This is a genomic window from Gordonia sp. SMJS1 (genome assembly GCF_029866425.1).
GTDB lineage: Bacteria > Actinomycetota > Actinomycetes > Mycobacteriales > Mycobacteriaceae > Gordonia > Gordonia hongkongensis.
This window is the reverse complement of record NZ_CP123381.1, coordinates 4,842,935-4,863,259: the sequence shown is the minus strand read 5'-3', so window position 1 is coordinate 4,863,259 and position 20,325 is coordinate 4,842,935. Positions and strand designations below refer to the sequence as shown.

Sequence of the window (20,325 nt, the reverse complement as noted above, 5' to 3'; positions counted from 1 at the left end):
GCACCTCGCAGGTGAAGAATAACGTGTATCCCGAGTTGATGGTGGACCCTACGCGCACTGAGTCGGTGCTGACGACCTCGGGCGGGGTGTTGCTGACGAAAACCGTGCAGGTCTCGGGCCTGGGAGCCGAGCTGACCGCGGCGATGGCGCCGTGGCGGACCGCGGCGACGGTCCATGATCCGGCCAAGATCGTGCTGGATCTGGCGCTCACCTTGGCGACCGGTGGTGACTGTGTGGCCGATGTGGCCACAGTCCGGGCTCAGCCACAGTTGTACGGGCAGGTGGCCTCTGATCCGACGATTTCGCGGGTGATCAGCAGGCTGGCTACCGATGTCGAGGCGGTCAGTACCGCGATCAGCGCGGCTCGCGCCGCGGCGCGGGAGCGGGTGTGGGGCATTGCCCGCCCGTTGGAGGGCACTGCGGGCAGCATCGATGGCGGGCTGGTGATCGTTGATCTCGATGCCACGACCGTGACCGCCGGCTCGGCCAAAGAACAGGCCCAGAAAACGTATAAGCGGGTGTTCGGGCATTCCCCGATGTGTTCGTTCGTCGACCACGGCGCCTACGGCACCGGGGAAACACTGAACCTGGACCTGCGGCGTGGAGGTGCCTCACCCAAAGGTGCGGACATGCACATCGCGGCCCTCGAGGCGGCGTTGGCCCAGCTGCCCGCCGCTGAACGCGCCCAGGTGCTCATACGTACCGATTCGGCCGGGTGTGCCAAAAAGTTCCTGGCCCACCTGGCCGAGCAACGCCTGCAGTACTCGGTCGGGTTCACCATCTCCGAACTGGTCAAAGACGCATTGGACGTGCTGCCTGAGGCCGCCTGGGTGACCGCGATCAACACCGACGACGCCGATCCACGAGCTGATGCCCAGGTCGCCGAGATCACCGACCACATGCCGCGCTCGGTCCGTGACACCGAAACCGCCTACGAGCCCTGGCCACCCGGGATGCGGCTGATCGCGCGCCGCGAATATCCCCACAACGGAGCCCAACACCTCATCACCGACATCGAGGGCCGCCGCTACACCGTGTTCGCCACCAACACCCGCGGCCGCGGCTGGACACTGCCGATCCTGGAACTGCGTCACCGTCAACGTGCCCGCGCCGAAGACCGTATCCGCTGCCTCAAAGACACCGGCATGGCCAACCTACCGTTCGACTCATTCGCCAAAAACCAACTGTGGCTCGATATCGTCGCCCTGGCCTCCGACCTCATTGCCTGGACTCAAACCCTCGGCTACCACCGCCACGACCCCATCCGCCGCTGGGAACCCAAACGCTTGCGCCACCGCCTGTTCACCGTCGGCGGCAAGATCATCACCCACGCCCGCACCACCACCCTGCGACTACCCACCGACTGGCCCTACAACCACCACATACGCCACGGCTGGCAACGCCTCACCGCCTAACCAGCCCCTCGGTCACCGCGCCCCGTCACCGCCGCCCACCCCACCTCAGAACCCGAACAACCAGCGAACCCAACGCTGGCGATCCACCCTGCCCACACACCAGCACCAACCATCAAAAGGCGACACCGACAACCGATCGGCGAAACCCTACCCACCCGTGAAAGATTCAGGCTGAGGTGCGAGCGAAGCGAGCCTCCCCCGCTCCCTGAGGAGGCCGGAGCTTGCGGAGGCCGTCACGAAGGGTCCTGGCGAGATGGGTCGCCAGCCCTTCGTGGCTCGTCGCTTGCGCTCCTCGCACCTCAGGGAGCAGGGGTTATGCGCCTCTTTCGGATTAGGGAGCGGTGGGGTCGCCGAGACGGTTGCGGGGATGGGTATCCGGGTTCGCTGACTCGGTCGCCAAGACCCTTCGTGACGCGCCCTCCGCAAGCTCCGGGCGCTCCTCAGGGAGCGGGGGCTGACGCGCCCTCCGCAAGCGCCGGGCGCTCCTGGGGGAGGGGGGTGGTCGTGCGCTCTGCAAGCTCGCGGCGCCCCGATTGTGACCGACAGACTTCAACTCGACTCCTAGACTTCGATCGAAGTCTGCCGGTCGAGTTGAAGTCTGCCGGTCGCCGGCCCAGCGCCCTCTGGCTCTTTCAGAGCAGGGAGCAGGGGTGCTCCCTGCTCCCGAACATGCGTTGCCCGGTCACCCCGGGACGGCAGTGGCGAGTGGAATCACTGTGGAGTTGTCAAGGAACACATGTAGTCCCGGACATGAGTCGGGTGCGGAAGGTGCTGCGCGAAAGAGTGCGGTCGGGGTGGTGGTCAGGTGGCTGTTCAGGCGGCCTCGTCGAGTCGCATGGTGCGGCGGTTGTAGGCGGGTAACGGTCGACGCAGTGGGTCGATGGTCGCGGGTGGGACGAGCCAGGGGTGTCGGTCGAAACCCATGACGATGTCCCAACCGTGGTGGTGGACCTGGGTGTGGCAGCGCTGGCACAGCAGACACCCGTTGTCGAGGTCGGTGGGTCCGCCGTCGGCCCACGACTTGATGTGATGCACCTGCGTATGGGACGGCGGCGCACCACATTTGATGCAGCAGGCGTCGCGGACGATTACCGCCTTGCGTAAGTGTGACGGATACAACCGGCGGGTGTGACCCATCTGTAGTGGTACGCCCTCACTATCGAGGATTATCTCCGTGAGCGAGCCGTCGCACGACACCTGTTTCGCGGCGGCATGGCTGACCGATCCGGTCCACGGCAGCGTCGCCAGGTCTCCGGTCGCGGGGATCGTCAGCATCAGTTGCGTGCGTGGGCTTCCGACGGTGTCGAGGGTGGCGCCGACCGCTGCTTGATCGAGGATCAGTTCGAAGGCGTCGGCGCGGCGTTGCTCGGCGGTGCGCCGGTCCTCGGTGCCGTCGGGTTCGGGCCGCGGACAGGACCGTTCGTCGATCATCGCCATGAACTTCTCACCGACCACCTGGGTGAGGTCGGCGCGCACCTCGACGCGGCCGTCGTCGGTGGTGTGCGCGTTGACCGAGTTCAGCGATGGGTCGTCAGCCGAGGGGACACCGGTGTCGGAGGCATAGGCAAGGTTGTTGGCGATCGCGCGAGCATGCTTGAGCACTTGCGACGGCGTCGCACCGGACAGTGCTTGGGCGATGAGTTCGATCTCGTACCGTGAGCGGTCGTCGTCGGAACCACCATCGGCGCAGCACTTCTCGATCTGGTTCATGCCGCGAACAATGGCGTCGACGATTTCGCTGGACAGTCGCCCGTCGGCGGCATGACGAGACAGCGCCGGCAACCCCGGCAGGGCATCGACACTTCGCATGGTGCGTTGGGCGGCGGCCGGGGCGTGGCCTGACTCGATCAGTAACTTCTTGGTGGTGCTGCCGGCTTTCTGCGCGACGCCGAGGTCGTCGAGTTGTGCTGCGTGCGCGACGATCTGGTGGTCGACGGTGTTGCGGATCAGGCGCAACGTGTCGAGGGCGTCGAGAGTTTCTCTGCCTGTTCGGTCGTCGGCGGGTGGGGTGGTCTCGATGAGTCGATCGAGGAGGGTGGCAAGCTCTGGCATGACTCCAAGGTACCGGAACATGCGTTCGATTACGAGGAGTCTCAACAGGCCCGAAACACGAATTCATCGACTGTGCAGTGTTTTTCGTCGACTGTGCGTCCATTGGCGTTGACTGTGCAACCCCCCGTCGACCGAGGTGCACTCCAGTCGTATTCGTGCCCGTTCGGGGGGCAAATGTGTTGTGTCCTCGATGGAGCGGGGGTCTGAGGACTCTCCCGGGCCGCATCCGCAACACGCCGTGCCTGGGGTGCTGCGTCCGTCGGGGTCATTCAGCGGCGTCGGGGTTACCGAGTGGCTTCGACTCGGCGCCTCGACCTCGACGCGCTCCTTCGTCGCTTGCTCGGCCCGGCGGCTTCGCTCGGTGCCGGCTCAACCAGCGGGGGGCGAGCGCCGGTTCGTGAATGGCTGGGGCGCTTCGTCCGTCGGGGTCACTCGGCGTCGGGTCACCAGGTGGCTTCGACTCGGCGCCTCGCTTCGCTCGGTGCCGGCTCAACCAGCGGGGGTCGTGAATGGCTGGGGCGCTTCGTCTGTCGGGGTCGTTCAGCGTGGTCGGGTCACCAGGGGGCTTCGACTCGGCGCCTCGCTTCGCTCGGTGCCGGCTCAACCAGCGGGGGGGGGGTGAGCGCGGGCTCGTGAACGGCAGCGTCGACAGAGCGACTCCCAGGAGTCGCACACTGCTCTCCTCGGAACGTGCGCACTCGCCGACCGCGGAGCCGAAACCCACCTACGCTGAACCCATGGATGCAACCTTCGACGTCGTCGTGATCGGTGGCGGTCCGGTGGGCGAGAATGTCGCCGACTATGCGATACGGGGCAGCGATCGAACTGCTGTCGTCATCGAGCACGAGCTCATGGGGGGTGAGTGCTCGTACTGGGCATGCATGCCGAGCAAGGCGTTGTTGGGTCCGGGGTCCGCGCTCGAGGAAGCCCGTGCCCTGGCGGGTGCGCGTGAACGGGTGAGCGGCGATCGTCCGGACGCCGACGCCCTCCTGGCGTGGCGCGACACAGTGAACGACCGACGGGACGGGCCCGGGGCGACCCACGACGACTCCGGGCAGGTGAAATGGGCCGAAGGTGCCGGGATGACGGTGATCCGCGGGCATGGGCGGTTGTCGGGTGAGCGGCAGGTGACCGTCGGCGACACGGTGGTGACGGCGCGTGAGGCGGTCGTGGTGGCGACGGGGAGCACGGCGTCGATCCCGCCGACACCCGGTCTGGCCGAGGCGCACCCGTGGACCTCCCGGGACGCGACGAATCTCGTCGAGGTGCCGGATCGGATCCTCGTCGTCGGCGGTGGCGTCGTGGCGTGCGAAGCGGTGACCTGGTTGCTCGACCTCGGTGCGGAGGTCGTCATGGCCATCCGCGGTGACCGGTTGCTGCCTAAGATGGAGTCGTTCGTCTCAGAGCGGATCGCGGACTCGCTGACTGCCCGCGGCGTGGACATCCGGTTCGGGACGACGATCGAGTCGGTCGACCGGCCCGGCGCCGCCGACACCGGCTACGGACGCATCCACGGCGGCCCCGCCACCATCCGGCTCGACGGTGACGGCGCAGGCGAGCTCGTCGTCGACGAGATCCTGGTGGCGGCGGGACGCTCGCCCGCGACGCGGGATCTCGGTCTGGAGTCGGTGGGACTCGAGGCGGGCGGCCCGTTGCGCGCCGATGACCATCTGACGGTGGCCGACCACCCGTGGCTGTACGCGGTGGGAGATGTCAACGGCCGTAATGCGTTGACACACATGGGTAAGTATCAGGCGCGGGTGGCCGGGGACGTGATCGCCGCACGTGCCGAGAACCGGGACCTCGACGGTCCGCGGTACGTCGCGAGCTCCGACCACGGTGCCGTACCGCAGGTGGTGTTCACCCGGCCCGAGATCGCATCTGTCGGGCTGACCGCGAAGCAGGCGAAGGACGCAGGCATCGATGTACGGATCGCCGACGGGGACATCTCCGTGGCGGGGTCCTACCTGACCGATCCCGAGTACTCGGGTCACGCCTGTCTCGTCGTCGATGCGAGCCGCGACATCCTCGTCGGTGCGACCTTCGTGGGGCCGCAGACCGCGGAACTCGTCCATTCGGCGACGGTGGCCATCGTCGGCGAGGTCCCGCTCTCGCGGCTGTGGCATGCGGTTCCGTCGTATCCGACCATCAGCGAGGTGTGGTTGCGGTTGCTCGATCAGCTGCGATGAGCCGCGGCCCGGCGGTCGCCGAGTCGACGGCCCAGGTCAGAAAGTCAGTCGCCGGATCTTGTCCGGCCGGATGACGATCCGCACCCAGTCGTCGGCGAGGATCTCCGCGAGATCCTGTGCGCGGGTGGGGTCGTCGAGGTCCCAGTAGCGGTCGGCGAGTCGTGCTGCGAGTTCGCGTGCGGCCGCACCGTCGGTCTCGATGCGCGTGGCGCCGGAAATGGAGATCCAGCGCTCGCGTTCCTCGACCGGGGTGGCAACCACGATCGAGGCGCGCGGATCGGCGGCCAGACGACGCACCTTCAGCGAATCGGGACCGGTGAAGAGCTGGATCTCGCCGTCCGCGGTCGCCTCGAACCACACCGGCCGAGGCTGCGGCGGCGTCGGGCCGGTCGCCGTCGAGAAGAAGCCAAGGAGTGGGCGGCTGAGAAAGTCCAGATCGTCGGCGGTCAGGGTGTCGGACGAGGGCGCGGCGATGTCACTCATGGTGGGTACAACCCGAGCGCCCGCCGATCATTCCTTACGCAGCTAACTGGTCTGACCACTTGACCATCTGTCCTCTTGGTTCTACGGTCGGTGCATGCCGTTCGAGCCCGTGTCCCAGCAGAGCGCCCCCGAGATCGTGTTCGACCAGATCGTCGAGGGCGTGCTGTCGGGTGACCTACCGGCCGGCGAGACCCTTCCAAGCGAACGGGAACTGGCCCGCATCCTCGGCGTCTCGCGGCCCACCGTGCGGGAAGCGTTGAAGCGGGTGGCGGCGGCCGGTCTGGTCTCCATTCGGCAGGGCGACGGCGCACGGGTCCAGGACATCGCGCGGACGGGTGGCCTCGATCTGTTGCCGCGACTCCTGATCCGGGGCGGCGCGCTCGTGCCGAGTGTCGCTCGCTCGATCGTCGAGGCACGCGCCGCGGTGGGCCCGGATGTTGCCGGACTGGCGGCGAGGCGGGTGACCGACGACCAGATCGTCAGGCTGACAGCGCTGCTCGCCGATCTCGCCGCCGAACCGGACCCGGTCGGACAGCAGGTCGCGGCACTCGAGTTCTGGAGCGCGATCGTCGACGCGGCCGACTCGATCGCATTCCGTCTCATGTACAACTCGCTCCGCGCCGCGTACGAACCGGCGCTTCCCGCGCTCGCGTCGATGCTGGAGTCGGAGGTCGGCAACATCGACGGCTATCGCGCGCTCGTCGAAGCGATCACGTCTCGCGAACCCGGCCGCGCCGAGGCCGCTGCCCGTGAACTGCTCGCGCCCGCGACCGCGGCATTGCTCGAACTCTGTCAGGCACTCGAGGGCGCGGAGTCCGACATCGGAGAGGGGAACTGAATGTCTGCCGAGAGCATCGACGCCGACCACATCGACCACAGGGCGCGCCGGCAGGTGGCGGCGGAGGAACGGCGAATGCGATCACGGCGGTCGACGACCCTGCGTGCCGCATTCGCCGAGTTCCTCCGGCACCCGTCGCCCTGGATGATCGCCGCGTTCCTGGTGACCTCGTCGGCGGCGCGAATTTGGCTGGGCGGGTGGGGAATCGCCGATCTGGTCGTCCCGGTCGTGATGATCGCGAGCTTCCCGCTGGCCGAATGGCTGATCCACGTCGTCGTGTTGCACTGGCGGCCGAAGCGCCTGGGACCGGTCACCATCGATCCGCTGGTGGCGCGTAAGCATCGCGAGCACCACTCGGACCCGCGGAACATCCCTCTGGTGTTCATCCCGTGGCAGGTGCTGGTCACGGTCGTCCTCGCGGCCGTCGCGGTGGGGCTCCTCGTCTTCGCCAGTGCCGAGCGCGGTCTCACGTTCATGGCAACGCTCGCGGCGATCGGACTGGTCTATGAATGGACGCACTATCTGATCCACTCCGACTACCGGCCGCGCCACGCCTACTATCGCCGGCTGTGGCGCAACCATCGATTCCATCACTACCGCAACGAGCACTATTGGTTCGCGGTCACCACCGCGGGCACCGCGGACCGGTTGCTGCACACCTATCCCGATCCCGACACGGTCGAGAAGTCGCCCACCGCAAAGGATCTGCACGCGCTGTCGCAGACCGGGGACTGACCGGCGAAACACATGACGGTGCGGTTTGTCCCGGTAGCCGGGACAAACCGCACCGCGATCCGGGATACTCGCCCGCATGCGGGTATTCGTCACCGGCGGTACGGGGGCCATCGGGGGATACGCGGTGCCCGCATTGGTCGCCGCGGGACACGACGTGTGTGCGCTGGCGCGCTCGGATGCCGCCGCTTCCGCGCTGCGTGCCCACGGCGCCGCCCCGATTCGGGTGTCGCTGTTCGATCGACACGGACTCGCCCAGTACTTCGACGGCTGCGGCGCGGTCGTCAATCTCGCGTCCTCCCTTCCGGGGACCGCCTCATTCGTCCGGAAGTCGGCCTGGGCGGACTGTCATCGCATCCGGCGGGAGGGCTCGGCCGCGGTGGTCGACGCCGCACTCGCCGCCGGCGTGCCGCGGGTGGTGCAGGAATCGGTTGCCATGGTGTACACCGACGCCGGTGACCGGTGGATCGACGAGGAGTCGCCGGTCGACCACTATCCGATCGCGGTGGGCAACCACGCCGCCGAGGCCTCGGCCCGCCGGTTCACTGATTCGGGTGGGATCGGCGTGGTGCTCCGGTTCGGGTTGTTCTATGGCGTCGGCGCCGCCCACAGCGAGCAGCTCATGGCGCTCGCCCGACGACGGATCGGTTTCCGCGCCGGCCGACCCGGTGCCTACGTCTCCTCGATCCACCTCGCCGATGCCGCCGACGCCGTGGTGTCCGCACTCGAATCGGTTCCGGCACCTACAACATCGTCGACGACCTACCGGTCAACAAGAAGCTCCACACGGCCGCCCTGGCCGGTGCGGTCGGTAAGCACCCGTACGTGACCGGTCCCGGCCGGCCGCCCTCCTGCTCGGCGAACGCACCACGTCGCTGACACGTTCGCTTCGGGTGTCCAACAGACGGTTTCGGTCAGCCACCGACTGGCGACCGCGCTACGCCTCGGTGTGGGAGGGGTACGCGCAGATGGCACGTCAGCTCGACGCCGGGTCTGATCGGCGTCGACCTGCGGTGTAGTTCCCGGGTTGCCGGCGTGACCGGCTGGCGTCGCGCGCCGGGTCACAGGTGGGAGGAGAGCAGCACGATCGCGGCGTGGCGCCGGATGAACTGCCACGGGGACGCCAGGGCGTCGGAAGCGGTGCGCAGGTCCTCGTGGGCGATGTCGTGTATGCGTGTGGGCGTCAACGAGGCGAGCATGAGGTCGTCGAGAACCGGACGGGCGGTGAGGATCTCGGCCAGCAGTCGATAGTCGAGCGGCGTTCGCCGGTGCTCGGCCAGGAAAGGAGCGCTGAGGGCCTGGGCGGCCATGTCGTCGGGGAGGCCCGCCACGAGGTGCGTGGCTCGATGGACGTGGCCGAGCATGCACAGTACTGTGGCCGCCTTCGCCACGTCGACGGGCCGATTGCCTGCCCGTTCGACGGTGTCCGCCAACCGGTCCGCGACCTGGGAATCGGTGATCCCGGTGTCGATGAGGACGTCATACAGGCGGTCGACCCGATGCGAGTTCGATGGATCGAGTGGGGTGCTGCGCAGCTCGTCCACCACGCGCTGCGCGGCAATCGGGCCCTGCGCGGCCAGGAGTCGGCGAGCGACCGGGCGCAGTTCGCCGTCGGTGTCGGTGTCGGAGGTCAGGATCTCGACCAGCGCATCGATTCGGTCGGGCTCGGACAGACGGTCGAGGCGGGCTTCGATCGCCGAGGTCCGGTGGAGCTCGGGAAAGAGCCGTCGCAGAACCTCGTCGTCGACCGATGCCCGGATCGCGGCCTCTCGGCACTCGGGATCGTGGACGAGTACGACGAAGTCGTCGTCGAGGTGGGCCGACCCGTGAAGCGTCGCCGTCGCGCGACGGCAGGCGTTGCCGAGACTCCGATGAAATTGCGCGGCAACGACATTCCACGGATGGCCGTGCCGACCCACGGACGCGGTGAGCCGCTCTGCCCACAGATCCCCGGTCGGGGGCGCGTCGACGAGCCGGTCCCAGTCGTCGACGTCCCGCTTGCGGAGGTCACCGCGCTCGGTGGCCGGGGAGCCCTGGGGCTGCCACGCCACCCGGATCGACGGCCACAGGAAGAGCATGTCCCGAGCGTGGACATCGGTCAGGGCGGCAGCGTAGACGGTGTTCGCCGGATGCTGCTCGGCGGCTTCGGCGACCACGAGTTCGATGCAGCGGATCAGGTGATCTTCGAGTGAGCACCAGTCGATGTCCATCAGCGGTCCCAGATCTCGGCGCGGGCGCCGGTGTACGCCATCACCGGGATCTCGAGCGTCGCCGGTGCGCGTGGTCGACGGTCCGCCGGGTCATCCGAGCGCGATGCCGAGATGTCCGGCCATCACCCGGACCATGTGCTGCACCCCGATCTCGTTGCGCCCGATGACCATGTGTTCGTGCTGGCCGCGTCGCACACCTTCGCCGCACTGTGGCAGCATCGCGAAATCCTCGTCGCGGACCGCCGCGTGTACCTGGGCGAAGATGCCGGCATACATCTCGGTCTGTTCCGGAGTGTCGGCCGGGTACTTGGCCATCCAGCTGTGGCGCACGGTGCAGCGGGTCGCCGAACCGGCAGGGAGGATGTCGATGACCTCGACCCCCACCGGACTGTTGGCGAGGATGAGATTCGGGTAGATCCAATAGATGAGGCCCATGTAGGCGCTCGGATCGTCCCAGGTGGCGTCGGGCTCTTTGTCCGCGAGGTCGCGAATCCAGTTGAACGGGAACCCGATCCGATGGTGTGGCCCGTACTCGTCGTAGACGTGCGTGTTCGCGATCGTGTTCTGACCGATCACGCTGTTGCCGTGGACGAACGGGAAGTGGTAACCCTCGGCGAAAGCCTCCAGGGCGCCTTTCCAGCTCACCGTCGATTCGAGATGTCGCTCGTCGTGGTACTGGAAGTCCTGATACCTCCAACGGGCGAGCTCGTCGTCGAAACTGCCCAGGTGGGCGTCCAGGTCGAGCGGCGCATCGGCGGTGAGGACGGCCCAGATGAATCCGTGCCGTTCCTCGCTCGGCAGTTCGACCAGTCCGTAGTCGGAGCGGTCGAGATCGTCGAATCCGGCTTTGCCGGGGACCCCGCGGAGTTTGCCGGTGTTGTCATAGACCCACGCGTGATACGGACACGTGAAGCGTCGGGCGTTGCCCGCGCCACAGGCCGGCATCGCACCGCGATGACGGCAGTAGTTCAGGAAGACGTGGGTCTGCCCGTCTCGATCACGGGTGATGAGCAACGAGTCGTCGAGCACCGTCCGTACGACGTAGTCATCGTTGTTCGGGATCTGCGCCGAGGCCAGCAGCGCCAGCGGCGTCTCGCGCAGCAGTCGAGTCTGTTCGAGTTCGGCGAGTTTGTCGTCGCGGTAGTAGTCCAGCGGTACGCGGAGAGTCGACTCGGCCATGTCGGTGCTGCTGGACATCGCGAGATCCAGTGCTCGACGAGTGAGATCGGCACCGTACGAGCCGGTCGAGGGAGTGGTTTCGGGGATGTCGATCGTCACGGGGGCTGTCCTTTCGGGTCCGTTCAGTCGGCTGGGGCCTGACAATACATGAAACACGTTCTATGTCCAGCCGTGTTGCGACGTCCGGCCCGAGGGGAGGGGCTGCGGGGATCCCCGCAGCACGACACAATGTGTGGATGCGCACCCACGGCTGGGCCGGGGCCACCCCTCCGACCGACGATGACGAAGCGAGCAAGCGCATAGTCGTTGCGGCCGGCGAGCTGATGGACGCCGGAGCCGGTGGCGTCAACATCCGTCAGGTCGCTCAGCGGCTCGGGGTGGCCCGTCAGACCGTCTATCGCTACTTCCCGGACACGAAAGCCCTGCTGTCGGCGACGGCGCAGCACGCGACCGACGAATTCCTGGCGGATCTGGCTCGGTCGCTACAAGGGTTGACCGACCCGGCGGATGCGATCGTCGAAGCCATCGCCCTGACCTTCGAACGGCTGCGACAACACCGGCGATTCGGCCTGCTCTTCGCCGAGGCAGAGCACGGCCGTTTCACTGCCGAGGTCACGTCACCCCAGGCGATCGCGATGGGTCGGGTGATCGTCGAACATCTCGATGTCGACTGGGCTGCCCACGGGTGGGTCGAGGACGACATGGATGAGCTCGTCGAGGTGATGTTGCGGTTCGTCCAGTCACTGCTCGTGGATCCGCGCGAACTCACACGCACCCCGGTTGAATTGCGGGAATTCCTGCACCGCTGGATAGGTGTGGCCATCGCGGCCAAGAGCATCAACCCCTGACGGCGCCGACGCCTCGCCGCACGGTTGGGCCACGCGCCGACGGTGATCGGTGGCGGCCAGAGCTCTACCCACCCAGCCCGGCGGCCATCGACCACACCAGCACCTCGGCGTCGGAGTCGTCGCCGGCGCGGATCTGGTACGACGCGGAGTCGATGCCTCGGAGGGCGTCACCCGGGCCCAGAACGCCGATCTCCCGGACGCCGACCCCGTCGACCTCGACCTGTCCGTCCACGACGAACAGGTGGGTGAACCGGGAAGCGGGTACCTCGACGGTCTCGCCGGGGCGGAGTCGCGCCGCGAACAGGGTGGCGCCCGAGTTGGCGACGGAGACCGCGGCGTCGACATCGGCGACGCCCGACGCGATCGGTACGAGTCCGCCCGCGGCGAGTCGGTCGCGGACATCGGCCTGCGCGTACGACGGCGCGAGGCCGTGGCGGTCGGGCATGAGCCACATCTGGACGTAGCGGACGGGCTCGGTGCCGGCGTCGGGCAGGTCGGGCCATGAGTCGTTGCGCTCGGAGTGTTCGACGCCGGTGCCCGCGCTCATCCGCTGTACCAGGCCGGGGTAGAGGACACCGGAGTGCCCGGCCGAGTCGCGGTGGACCAGCGTCCCCGCGACCACCCATGTCACGATCTCGCTCTCCTGATGGGTGTGGAGATCGAAGCCCGCGCCGGGTGCGACGACCTCATCGTTGACGGCGAGCAGCGCGCCGAAGTGCGTGTTCGACGGGTCGTAGTGGTCGCCGAAGGAGAAGCAGTGCCGTGAGGTCAGCCAGTCGGTGGCGGTGACCGGACGATCGTCGCCACGGAAGACGGTGAAAACCATGCGCCCATTGTCGCAGTGCGGCAAGGTGAGGGCGGTCGGGGACGGCCGGGTCCGGGATCTGTCGACGTCGGTCCCCGGACGGCGATCGCGCACGCCGCGGAGTGTCAAAAGTCCCGTGGGCGAGATGAGTTCGTGACCGGCTTGATCCCCGAATGGAAGCTGGCGGCGTCGATTTCGAGTGTTACACGAGTGAAAATTGTCGTCATGAAGATCTGGGTCAAGCGCGCGACGACAGCCGCTTGTGCCGCGGTCACGTGCGCGGTCATGGTGAGTTCCTGCGGGTTCGCCGGTTCGACCGACACGGGCGCCGCTGCCGCCATCGACGCATTCGCCGACGCCCTCAGCCGCCAGGACGCCGGCGGGGCCGCCACGTTCACCACCGCACCGGGACAAGCCGGTGACAGTCTCACCACCACTCTGAGACAGATGGGTGCCCAACGCGTCGACGTCGACGTCGACAACCCCGTCGAATACAGCGACGGGACGGCGACCTTCTCGGTCACCACCACCTGGAACTGGGACAAGGGCCGCGTGTACGAGTCGACCAGCGGCGGTACCGCGCGCAAGCTGTCGTCGGGTTGGAAGGTGACCTGGGACCCCGCGATCCTGCACGCCGGCCTCACCGCCGGCGGCACCCTGCGCGAGATCCGCACCGACGCGAAGCCGGCCCCGACCGTCCGCAGCCGAACCGGCCGGGTCTTCATGTACGCCCAGCCGGTCAACGAGATCGTGCTCGATCCCACCCGAACCCCGGACCTCAACGCCTCGGTGCGGGCGCTGGCCCGGGTGATCGCGCCCATCGCGCCGCTGATCACCGGGCAGGTCATCCGAGAGAAGCTCGACGCCACGCCGGGCCGGGCCATCACCGCGGTCGGTCTGCGTGACTCCGACATGGAGGTGCTCGCCGGCGACCCGCGTCGGGTCCCCGGTGTCGTGGTCAACCGATCCGATCAATTGGTGATGGCGGACCGGCGCCTGTCCTCCCCCCTCGAGGACGGGCTGACCAATTACTGGCAGGCCATCCGCGACGCCACCGCCGGGTGGCAGGTCGAGATGCTCGGTCCGGGTGCCGCGCCCCGCAAGCTGGCCGGCGAGCAGGGTCCTCCCGGACCCGACGTCCCGACCACGATGGACCAGGGCGTCCAGCTGTCCCTGGGCGACGCGGCCGTCGAGGTCGGTCAACCCGCGACGATCATGACCCTCGACGCGCAGACCGGTGCGATCACCGGGATGGCGCAGAACTCGTACGCGATCGAGAGCGGCGTCGACCTCGACCAGCCCTATCCGGTCGGCACCACCCTCAATCCCGTCTTCGACGCGATCGGGCGAGCCGTCGGGTCGGAGCAGCAGCGTGGCGACGAACTGCTCGACCGGCTCGGACTCGGCGTCCAGTTCACGGTGCCCGGTGCGAGCGTTCCGACCGCTGACCGTCCCGGGATCGCGACCATCGACTACCGTCCCGGCTCGAGCATGATGTCGATGACCAACATGGCCGCCTTCGGTGTCGCCATGGCGCGCAGCGCCTCCGGGCAGGCCTCGTCGGTGCCGCCGTTCGTGCTGAAAAACGTGCCGACGAAGATCGCGGGCGGTGAGCTCGGCGGGCTCGATCCGGCCGTCGTCCGGCCGGTGCTGCAGGCGATGACCGCCACTGCCGCCACCGGCGACGCCAGTGACCTCACCCGCGCGCCGGGACTGCGTGCCCTCGTCGGCACCAACGGCCCCGAGGGGCCCGGCTGGTTCGTGGGGCTCCAGGGCGGTCAGGTCGTCGTCATCTACACCGAGGGGCCCAAGTCGGGGACCGCCGCACTCCAGGTCGCGCAGAAGTACTTCACGATCAAGTAGGTCCTCGAACGCTCGCGACTCTCGTCGTCAGGCGGCGGCGCGACGACCGAGGTAGGCGAAGACGGCTCGCCAGCCGAGCAGGAAGAGCGCGAGCACCACGGCTGCGACGATCACGAAGCTCACCGCCACTCCCTGGCTCAGGATGAAGCGCAGGATCATCGCGACGGTCACCGTGCAGAACCAGATGACGAGACCGACCGGGACGACCCGGTCCGGCCGGAAGTCGTGACCGAAGAAGTCGCTCGACCGCACATGCGCGTAGACGTAGGTGACCGACCACCCGGCCGCACAGCCGGCCAGGAACGGCCACAGCGTGTGCAGCACCGACGTCAGCGCATAGCCCTCTTCGTGACTGGCCCGGCCGATGAGGACGAAGACCGTGATCGCCACCGCGTCGAACAGGGCGGCGACGGGACCCGTCGCCGTTCCGCGCGCCGGCGAGGAACCCGTCTCCGCCGTCGCGTCGGAGCCCCGGTCCGTCTTCGAGCTCAACATGGTGGATTACCGTACCGGGTCCGACGGCGGATCGGTGTCGGACATTCGTGCGGAGTCCCCTCGATGCGGGTTGTCGGGTCCGTCCGCGGGCGGGACCCCCGGGTGCGGCGGTTCGACACCATCCGGCGGCGGGATGGGGAGCGCCGGCCCGTCGGGCGTCGTGGGCGACGGGTCGTCGGCCGAGCGTTCGAGGGCGTCGGCGTCCCGCTCGACCTCGTCGATGAACGTGTCGTCGCGCTTGATGCGGTTACGGAACATGAGACCGATGACCACCCAGCCGATGCCCGACACGATCACATAGCTGATCAGCCGGTAGATGAGGACCGCGGTGATGGCGTCGGCGGCGGGCATCCCGGCGCTGGTCAGCGCGGGGACGAGCACCGCGTCGACGACGCCGATGCCGCCCGGCAGCAGGGGGATCGCCGAGCCGACGGCCTTGCCAGCCGCGTAGGCAACCATCAGTCCGGAGATGCTCGGGTGGGCGTCGACCGCCCAGCAGGCGAACATCAGGCACCCGACGTCGGCGACCCAGTTGAACAGGCTCCAGCCGAATGCGACCGAGGTGTCGCGCTTGGTGAGTTGCACCGCCCGGAGCTGTTCGAGGGTCTCGAACAACTTCTCGGTGCCGTGGTCCTCCGGCTTGTTCCGGAGTTGGTTCACCCAACCCAGGACTCGAATCCCGGTGCTCTTCAACGATTCCGGATGACTGGCCAGGTACTGCAGGACCACCGCGACCGCGAGGAACCCGGCAACGGAGAAGACGACCGAGAACGGGCTGGTCTTCGCGCCGGCCAGGAGGGCGCCGCCGAACCCGAGCACCGCGAGACCGATGCCGGCGAGCAGGCCCGACATGACGACCTGCCACGACGCGATGACCGGTGTCGCACCCCACTTGCGGGTTTCCCGATAGGTGAACGCGGGGGCGAGGACCTGGCCGCCCGGCATCGTCTGGCTCAGCGAGTTGGCCGCGAGGATGACCGACAGGGACTTCCACTGCGTGACCCGCAGGCCCGCCGAGCGCAACAGTGCACGCTGGACCTGGGCGAAACTGTCCATCGACAGCATCGCGGCGACGAGACACGCCGCGACCCAGTGCCACTCGATCTCGCCGATGCGCAGCCAGGCGCCTCGCAGTTCGGGCCAGATGAGAACGACTTCGACGGCGAGGATGACCAGGACGACGGTGAGCAGGACCCACCGGACCCACCAGAACCGAGGACGGGTCACCGGGGCTGCCGCGCCCCCCGGCGAGCCAACATCCTCCGACGACATACGTGCCACCCTAGGGTAGGGGGGCCGGTGTCGGTGACCACCCCCGTCGGCGACCTGCGCAATCGGGGGTGTGTACGGCGTCCTGTCACCGAGGCGCAGCACTAGTGTGACTCTCGTGACCGAAGCCGAACGAGCCGACCGGCCGCGCGACGTCCGGGACCTCGCGTCCATCGACCGGGCGAAGGTTCATCCGCAGGTACGCGCGGCGGCGGAGTGGGCGTGGCGGCTACTGCTCCTGGTCGCGGCCGCTTACGTCGCGACCAGGCTGTTCCGGGAGTTCGAGGAAGTCCTCGTGCCGGTCGCCCTCGCCATCCTGATCTCGGCGATGCTGGTTCCCGGGGTCGACGCACTCGACCGGCGCGGTCTGCCGCGTTCGCTGGCGGTGATCGTCAACCTCGTCGTCGCGATCGGGTTGCTCGCCGCCGTCATGACCTTCGTGGTCCGCGAGTTCATCGACGGTGTTCCCGAACTCGCCGAGCAGGTCACCGTGACCGTCGAGAAGACCAGGGAATGGCTCATCAACGGGCCGCTCGGGCTCGATCGCGACCAGGTGCGCAACTTCGGCACCGACACCCTCGACTTCATCCAGCACAACCAGGACCGTGTCACCAGCGGTGCGCTGGCCACCGCCACCACGGCCAGCGAGATCATCACCGGCGCCCTGCTGACGTTGTTCCTGTTGATCTTCTTCCTCTACGGCGGTGGTCAGATCTGGCAGTTCTCGGTCAAGCTCATCCCAGAAACCAATCGGAATCGGGTGTGGGAGGCGGGTATCGCCGGTTTCGGCACACTCGTCGGGTACGTCCGGGCGACCGTCGCGGTGGCCTTCGTCGACGCCTGCGGTATCGGGATCGGACTCGCCATCCTGCAAGTGCCCCTGGCGCTTCCGCTGGCCTCGCTGGTCTTCCTGGGCGCCTTCATCCCGATCGTCGGTGCCCTGGTCACCGGCACGCTGGCGGTGCTCGTCGCCCTGGTGACCCAGGGCTGGATCGCCGCGGTCGTCGCCCTCGCCATCGTCGTCGGTGTCATGCAGCTCGAAAGCCATGTGCTGCAACCGTTCCTGCTCGGTCGGTCGGTGCGCCTGCATCCGGTTGCGGTGGTGCTCGGGATCGCGGCCGGCCTGGTGTCGGCCGGCATCATCGGTGGTCTGCTCGCGGTGCCCCTGATCGCGTTCTTCAACACCGCGATCCGACGCCTGAAGGGGGACTCGACCGAGCCCGTGGACGGGCGCCCGGGGGTCGTCGCCGAGCCGGATTCACCGGCGTGGGACACCGACGACCCCGACGCCGCGGCCGAGACGCTCGCACACGAGGCCCCTGGCACCCCCTCGAAGGCCGGGAACCCAGGATCCGAACGCCCGGCGGATGGTCGCCGGGGCGAGGTCGAGACCGACCGCGGTGGCAGTGACCGGGACGGGGACGGCCGGGGCGCGGGAACGTGACGCGCCGGTGGCCGGGGCTCGAGGTCGGCCCGCCGGACCGGAACGCCGATCCGGATCGTCTGGCACGTGTCGTCGACGACGACCCGGTCGGTCCGCTGTGGCGGGGCGCCCAGATCTTCCGGCTGCTGTCCTATCTGTACGCACTCGGCTTCCACATCGCCGTCAACCCCGACCTCGACCGCGGCGGCGTCGCCTGGGTGCTCTTCGGCCTGCTCTCCGCGTGGACGCTGGTCAGCGGGATCGGCTACTTCGTCGGGTTCGCGCGCAACCGGGTGTGGGTCGGTGCCGAGGTGCTCGTCGTCTGCGCGCTGATGTGGTCGACGTCGTATGTCGCCGGCGCGGAGTGGGCGTGGAACAACCAGACCTGGCCGACGACGCTGTGGGCCACCAACGCGGTCATCTCGGTTGCGATCCTCACCGGCCCGGTCGGGGGGATCGTGTCGGGGCTGATCATCGGCGGCACCAGCACCTTCGTGAAAGGCGAACTGAACCTCGACTTCGGTAGGAATGCCACCATCATCGTCATCGTGGCGACCGGCATGGCGGTCGGGCTCGCGGCTGCGAACGCGCGTCGGGTCCAGGACCAGCTGTCCCGGGCGGCGCGGATCGCCGCGGCTGCCGAGGAACGCGAACGGCTCTCCCGTGAGGTGCACGACGGGGTACTCCAGGTGCTCGCGCTGATCGCGCGTCGCGGACGCGAGATCGGCGGCCCGACAGGTGAACTCGCCACCCTCGCGGCGGAGCAGGAGCGTACGCTGCGTCGGCTGATCTCCGACACGGACGAACCCGTCGCCGCCGATCCCGATGCGCACTGCAGCGTTGATCTCGCCGCCGCCCTGCGCGTCTTCGCCGACGCGCGGGTGTCGGTGAGTGCTCCCGCGGACCCGGTCATGGTGTCGGCGCAAAAGGGCGCGGAGATCCGCGCGGCGGTGGTCAACGCGCTCGACAACGTCGTGAACCACGCCGGTCCCGGTGCGCGCGCGTACATCCTGGTGGAGGATCTGGGGCGGGATGTCGTGGTGAGTGTGCGGGACGACGGGATCGGCATCCCGGACGGCCGGCTCGCCGAGGCGGTTGCGCAGGGACGCGTCGGGGTGTCGAAGTCCATCGTCGGGCGGATCGAATCCCTCGGCGGCACCGCGCGCGTCGACACCGAACCGGGTGCGGGTACGGAATGGGAGTTCACCGTCCCTCGGGACGAGAGCTGAACGGCGAAGGGGAGCATCAAGTATGAGTGCAGGCCGGAGTGACGAGGGGCGGGCGCCGCTGCGGATCATGGTCGTCGATGACCACCCGATCTGGCGAGAGGCGGTGGCCCGCGATCTCGCCGACGAGGGATTCGACGTCGTCGCCACCGCGGACGGCGTGGGCAGTGCCGGTCGACGTGCGGCCGCCGTCACCCCCGATGTGGTCCTGATGGACATGCAGCTGACTGACGGGACCGGTACGGAGGCGACGACGGCGGTCCTGGAGGTCTCGCCGAAGACCCGCATCCTCGTGCTGTCCGCATCGGGTGAGCGCGACGACGTTCTCGAGGCCGTGAAGGCCGGGGCCAGTGGCTATCTCGTCAAATCGTCGTCACGCGAAGAACTGGTGGACGCGGTCCGGGCGACCGCCGACGGCCAGGCGGTCTTCACCCCGGGTCTCGCGGGGCTGGTGCTGGGCGAGTACCGGCGCATGTCCCAGCAACCCGACGCCGCACCGGCCGCGCCCGCGCTCACCGAGCGTGAGACCGAGGTGCTGCGTCTGGTTGCAAAAGGACTGAGCGCCAAGCAGATCGCGCGGCGCCTCGACCTGAGTCACCGGACCGTCGAGAACCACGTCCAGGCCACCCTCCGCAAGCTCCAGCTCGGCAACCGCGTGGAACTGACCCGCTACGTGATCGAACACGGCCTGGACGAGGACTGAGTCCTCGGCCAGGCCGTGTTCGACGGTGGCGGGTGCCGCCGGGTCACTCGCTGACGGCGAGCCCCGAGGTCGTCAGCGAACCGCTCGCGGGCGCGTCTGCCGGTTTGGGTGACTTGACCAGCATCGTGGCCGCGGCACCGATGAGCGCGATCCCGGCGAAGAGATGGAACGCGGTGACCGAGGAGATCCCGGCGCCGATCAGCAGGCCGCCGATCACCGGACCGAAGATGCCGCCGAGTCGACCGAAGCCGGCGCACCAGGCCACGCCGGCAGCGCGTGCTTCGGTCGGGTAGAAGTTCGACACGAAACCGTAGATCAGGACCTGGGTGCCGATGGTGCCGGTACCGGCGACGGCGACCGCGGCCAGCAGCACCGGCAGCGGGAGGGACTGGGTCAGTCCGACGAGTGCGAACGTCGCCAGGCAGAACGACGACGCGACGACCTGCTGCGGTCCCCGGCGGTCGGCGAATCGCGCCGCGATGAGTCCGCCCACGATGGCGCCACCGTTGAGGACCAGCAGGAACGACAGCGAACCCTTCGCGTTGAAGCCGCTTTCCTTCATGATCTGCGGGAGCCAGGTGTTGAGACCATATGG

16 protein-coding genes and 2 pseudogenes are annotated in these 20,325 nt (G+C 68.3%); 10 read left to right on the top strand and 8 right to left on the bottom strand.

Features of this window, described 5'->3' with window-relative positions; all coding sequences use genetic code 11:
- Positions 1 to 38 precede the first annotated feature (38 nt).
- A complete protein-coding gene (locus tag QAD21_RS22010) occupies positions 39 to 1,415 on the top strand; it encodes an IS1380 family transposase (protein WP_348534522.1) in 1,377 nt (458 codons plus the stop codon).
- Positions 1,416 to 2,228: 813 nt separating this feature from the next.
- Here the strand turns inward: QAD21_RS22010 and QAD21_RS22005 are convergent.
- Positions 2,229 to 3,488: an HNH endonuclease signature motif containing protein gene (locus tag QAD21_RS22005; RefSeq protein ID WP_280360260.1), complete on the bottom strand. Its 1,260-nt coding sequence runs from the start codon at positions 3,486 to 3,488 to the stop codon at positions 2,229 to 2,231.
- A 716-nt stretch (positions 3,489 to 4,204) separates the two neighbouring features.
- On the opposite strand from QAD21_RS22005, the gene QAD21_RS22000 reads away from it, so the two are divergent.
- Entirely contained in the window at positions 4,205 to 5,656 is a 1,452-nt protein-coding gene (locus QAD21_RS22000; protein WP_205333645.1) for an NAD(P)/FAD-dependent oxidoreductase, read from the top strand.
- 36 nt (positions 5,657 to 5,692) lie between these two features.
- Here QAD21_RS22000 and QAD21_RS21995 read toward each other — a convergent pair whose 3' ends face one another.
- Positions 5,693 to 6,139 carry a pyridoxamine 5'-phosphate oxidase family protein gene (locus QAD21_RS21995; protein WP_280360259.1) on the bottom strand — a complete coding sequence of 149 codons (447 nt, stop codon included), beginning with the start codon at positions 6,137 to 6,139 and terminating at the stop codon, positions 5,693 to 5,695.
- A gap of 94 nt (positions 6,140 to 6,233) precedes the next feature.
- Between QAD21_RS21995 and QAD21_RS21990 the strand changes: the two genes are divergently transcribed.
- From QAD21_RS21990 to QAD21_RS21980, 3 genes and pseudogenes are all read left to right on the top strand, one after another.
- A complete protein-coding gene (locus QAD21_RS21990; protein ID WP_247450477.1) occupies positions 6,234 to 6,977 on the top strand; it encodes a GntR family transcriptional regulator in 744 nt (247 codons plus the stop codon).
- Between the two features lie 15 nt (positions 6,978 to 6,992).
- On the top strand, positions 6,993 to 7,712 hold the full coding sequence (locus QAD21_RS21985; RefSeq protein WP_058252317.1) for a sterol desaturase family protein: 720 nt from the start codon (positions 6,993 to 6,995) through the stop codon (positions 7,710 to 7,712).
- Between the two features lie 76 nt (positions 7,713 to 7,788).
- Positions 7,789 to 8,728, top strand: a pseudogene (locus QAD21_RS21980) (NAD(P)-dependent oxidoreductase).
- A gap of 42 nt (positions 8,729 to 8,770) precedes the next feature.
- Here QAD21_RS21980 and QAD21_RS21975 read toward each other — a convergent pair.
- Both QAD21_RS21975 and QAD21_RS21970 read right to left on the bottom strand, forming a co-directional pair.
- Positions 8,771 to 9,919: a hypothetical protein gene (locus tag QAD21_RS21975; RefSeq protein WP_280360258.1), complete on the bottom strand. Its 1,149-nt coding sequence runs from the start codon at positions 9,917 to 9,919 to the stop codon at positions 8,771 to 8,773.
- A gap of 90 nt (positions 9,920 to 10,009) precedes the next feature.
- The gene (locus QAD21_RS21970; protein ID WP_280361836.1) at positions 10,010 to 11,191 is read right to left on the bottom strand and encodes an aromatic ring-hydroxylating dioxygenase subunit alpha; all 1,182 of its coding nucleotides are present in this window, start codon (positions 11,189 to 11,191) and stop codon (positions 10,010 to 10,012) included.
- Positions 11,192 to 11,334: 143 nt separating this feature from the next.
- Here QAD21_RS21970 and QAD21_RS21965 point away from each other — a divergent pair, with 143 nt between their 5' ends.
- Positions 11,335 to 11,946, top strand: a complete 612-nt coding sequence (locus tag QAD21_RS21965; protein WP_205333642.1) for a TetR/AcrR family transcriptional regulator — start codon at positions 11,335 to 11,337, stop codon at positions 11,944 to 11,946.
- 64 nt (positions 11,947 to 12,010) lie between these two features.
- Here QAD21_RS21965 and QAD21_RS21960 read toward each other — a convergent pair whose 3' ends face one another.
- Positions 12,011 to 12,772 carry a pirin-like bicupin family protein gene (locus QAD21_RS21960; protein WP_205333641.1) on the bottom strand — a complete coding sequence of 254 codons (762 nt, stop codon included), beginning with the start codon at positions 12,770 to 12,772 and terminating at the stop codon, positions 12,011 to 12,013.
- A 204-nt stretch (positions 12,773 to 12,976) separates the two neighbouring features.
- Between QAD21_RS21960 and QAD21_RS21955 the strand changes: the two genes are divergently transcribed.
- Entirely contained in the window at positions 12,977 to 14,614 is a 1,638-nt protein-coding gene (locus QAD21_RS21955; RefSeq protein ID WP_205333640.1) for an NTF2-like N-terminal transpeptidase domain-containing protein, read from the top strand.
- 27 nt (positions 14,615 to 14,641) lie between these two features.
- Here the strand turns inward: QAD21_RS21955 and QAD21_RS21950 are convergent, their stop codons facing one another.
- Both QAD21_RS21950 and QAD21_RS21945 read right to left on the bottom strand, forming a co-directional pair.
- On the bottom strand, positions 14,642 to 15,109 hold the full coding sequence (locus QAD21_RS21950; RefSeq protein ID WP_205333639.1) for a DUF3054 domain-containing protein: 468 nt from the start codon (positions 15,107 to 15,109) through the stop codon (positions 14,642 to 14,644).
- A gap of 6 nt (positions 15,110 to 15,115) precedes the next feature.
- Positions 15,116 to 16,381, bottom strand: coding sequence for a YbhN family protein (locus tag QAD21_RS21945; RefSeq protein ID WP_240198749.1), 1,266 nt, complete (start codon positions 16,379 to 16,381; stop codon positions 15,116 to 15,118).
- Positions 16,382 to 16,496: 115 nt separating this feature from the next.
- Between QAD21_RS21945 and QAD21_RS21940 the strand changes: the two genes are divergently transcribed.
- From QAD21_RS21940 to QAD21_RS21930, 3 genes are read left to right on the top strand one after another with little or no spacing between them, the layout of a single operon-like run.
- A complete protein-coding gene (locus QAD21_RS21940) occupies positions 16,497 to 17,822 on the top strand; it encodes an AI-2E family transporter (protein ID WP_165629439.1) in 1,326 nt (441 codons plus the stop codon).
- On the top strand, positions 17,819 to 19,030 hold the full coding sequence (locus QAD21_RS21935) for an ATP-binding protein (protein WP_205333638.1): 1,212 nt from the start codon (positions 17,819 to 17,821) through the stop codon (positions 19,028 to 19,030). The genes QAD21_RS21940 and QAD21_RS21935 overlap by 4 nt, the downstream gene beginning before the upstream one ends.
- A 22-nt stretch (positions 19,031 to 19,052) precedes the next feature.
- Complete coding sequence (locus QAD21_RS21930) at positions 19,053 to 19,730, top strand: response regulator transcription factor (RefSeq protein WP_058252243.1); 678 nt, start codon at positions 19,053 to 19,055, stop codon at positions 19,728 to 19,730.
- A gap of 43 nt (positions 19,731 to 19,773) precedes the next feature.
- Here QAD21_RS21930 and QAD21_RS21925 read toward each other — a convergent pair.
- Positions 19,774 to 20,322, bottom strand: a pseudogene (locus tag QAD21_RS21925) (MFS transporter); the annotation flags it as partial.
- Positions 20,323 to 20,325 lie beyond the last annotated feature (3 nt).

Coding starts and splice junctions, on each gene's coding strand:
- QAD21_RS22010 (WP_348534522.1), top strand. CDS start 39: ATGGTGGACCCTACGCGCACTGAGTCGGTGCTGACGACCTCGGGCGGG.
- QAD21_RS22005 (WP_280360260.1), bottom strand. CDS start 3,488: ATGTTCCGGTACCTTGGAGTCATGCCAGAGCTTGCCACCCTCCTCGAT.
- QAD21_RS22000 (WP_205333645.1), top strand. CDS start 4,205: ATGGATGCAACCTTCGACGTCGTCGTGATCGGTGGCGGTCCGGTGGGC.
- QAD21_RS21995 (WP_280360259.1), bottom strand. CDS start 6,139: ATGAGTGACATCGCCGCGCCCTCGTCCGACACCCTGACCGCCGACGAT.
- QAD21_RS21990 (WP_247450477.1), top strand. CDS start 6,234: ATGCCGTTCGAGCCCGTGTCCCAGCAGAGCGCCCCCGAGATCGTGTTC.
- QAD21_RS21975 (WP_280360258.1), bottom strand. CDS start 9,919: ATGGACATCGACTGGTGCTCACTCGAAGATCACCTGATCCGCTGCATC.
- QAD21_RS21965 (WP_205333642.1), top strand. CDS start 11,335: ATGCGCACCCACGGCTGGGCCGGGGCCACCCCTCCGACCGACGATGAC.
- QAD21_RS21960 (WP_205333641.1), bottom strand. CDS start 12,772: ATGGTTTTCACCGTCTTCCGTGGCGACGATCGTCCGGTCACCGCCACC.
- QAD21_RS21955 (WP_205333640.1), top strand. CDS start 12,977: ATGAAGATCTGGGTCAAGCGCGCGACGACAGCCGCTTGTGCCGCGGTC.
- QAD21_RS21950 (WP_205333639.1), bottom strand. CDS start 15,109: ATGTTGAGCTCGAAGACGGACCGGGGCTCCGACGCGACGGCGGAGACG.
- QAD21_RS21945 (WP_240198749.1), bottom strand. CDS start 16,381: ATGTCGTCGGAGGATGTTGGCTCGCCGGGGGGCGCGGCAGCCCCGGTG.
- QAD21_RS21930 (WP_058252243.1), top strand. CDS start 19,053: ATGAGTGCAGGCCGGAGTGACGAGGGGCGGGCGCCGCTGCGGATCATG.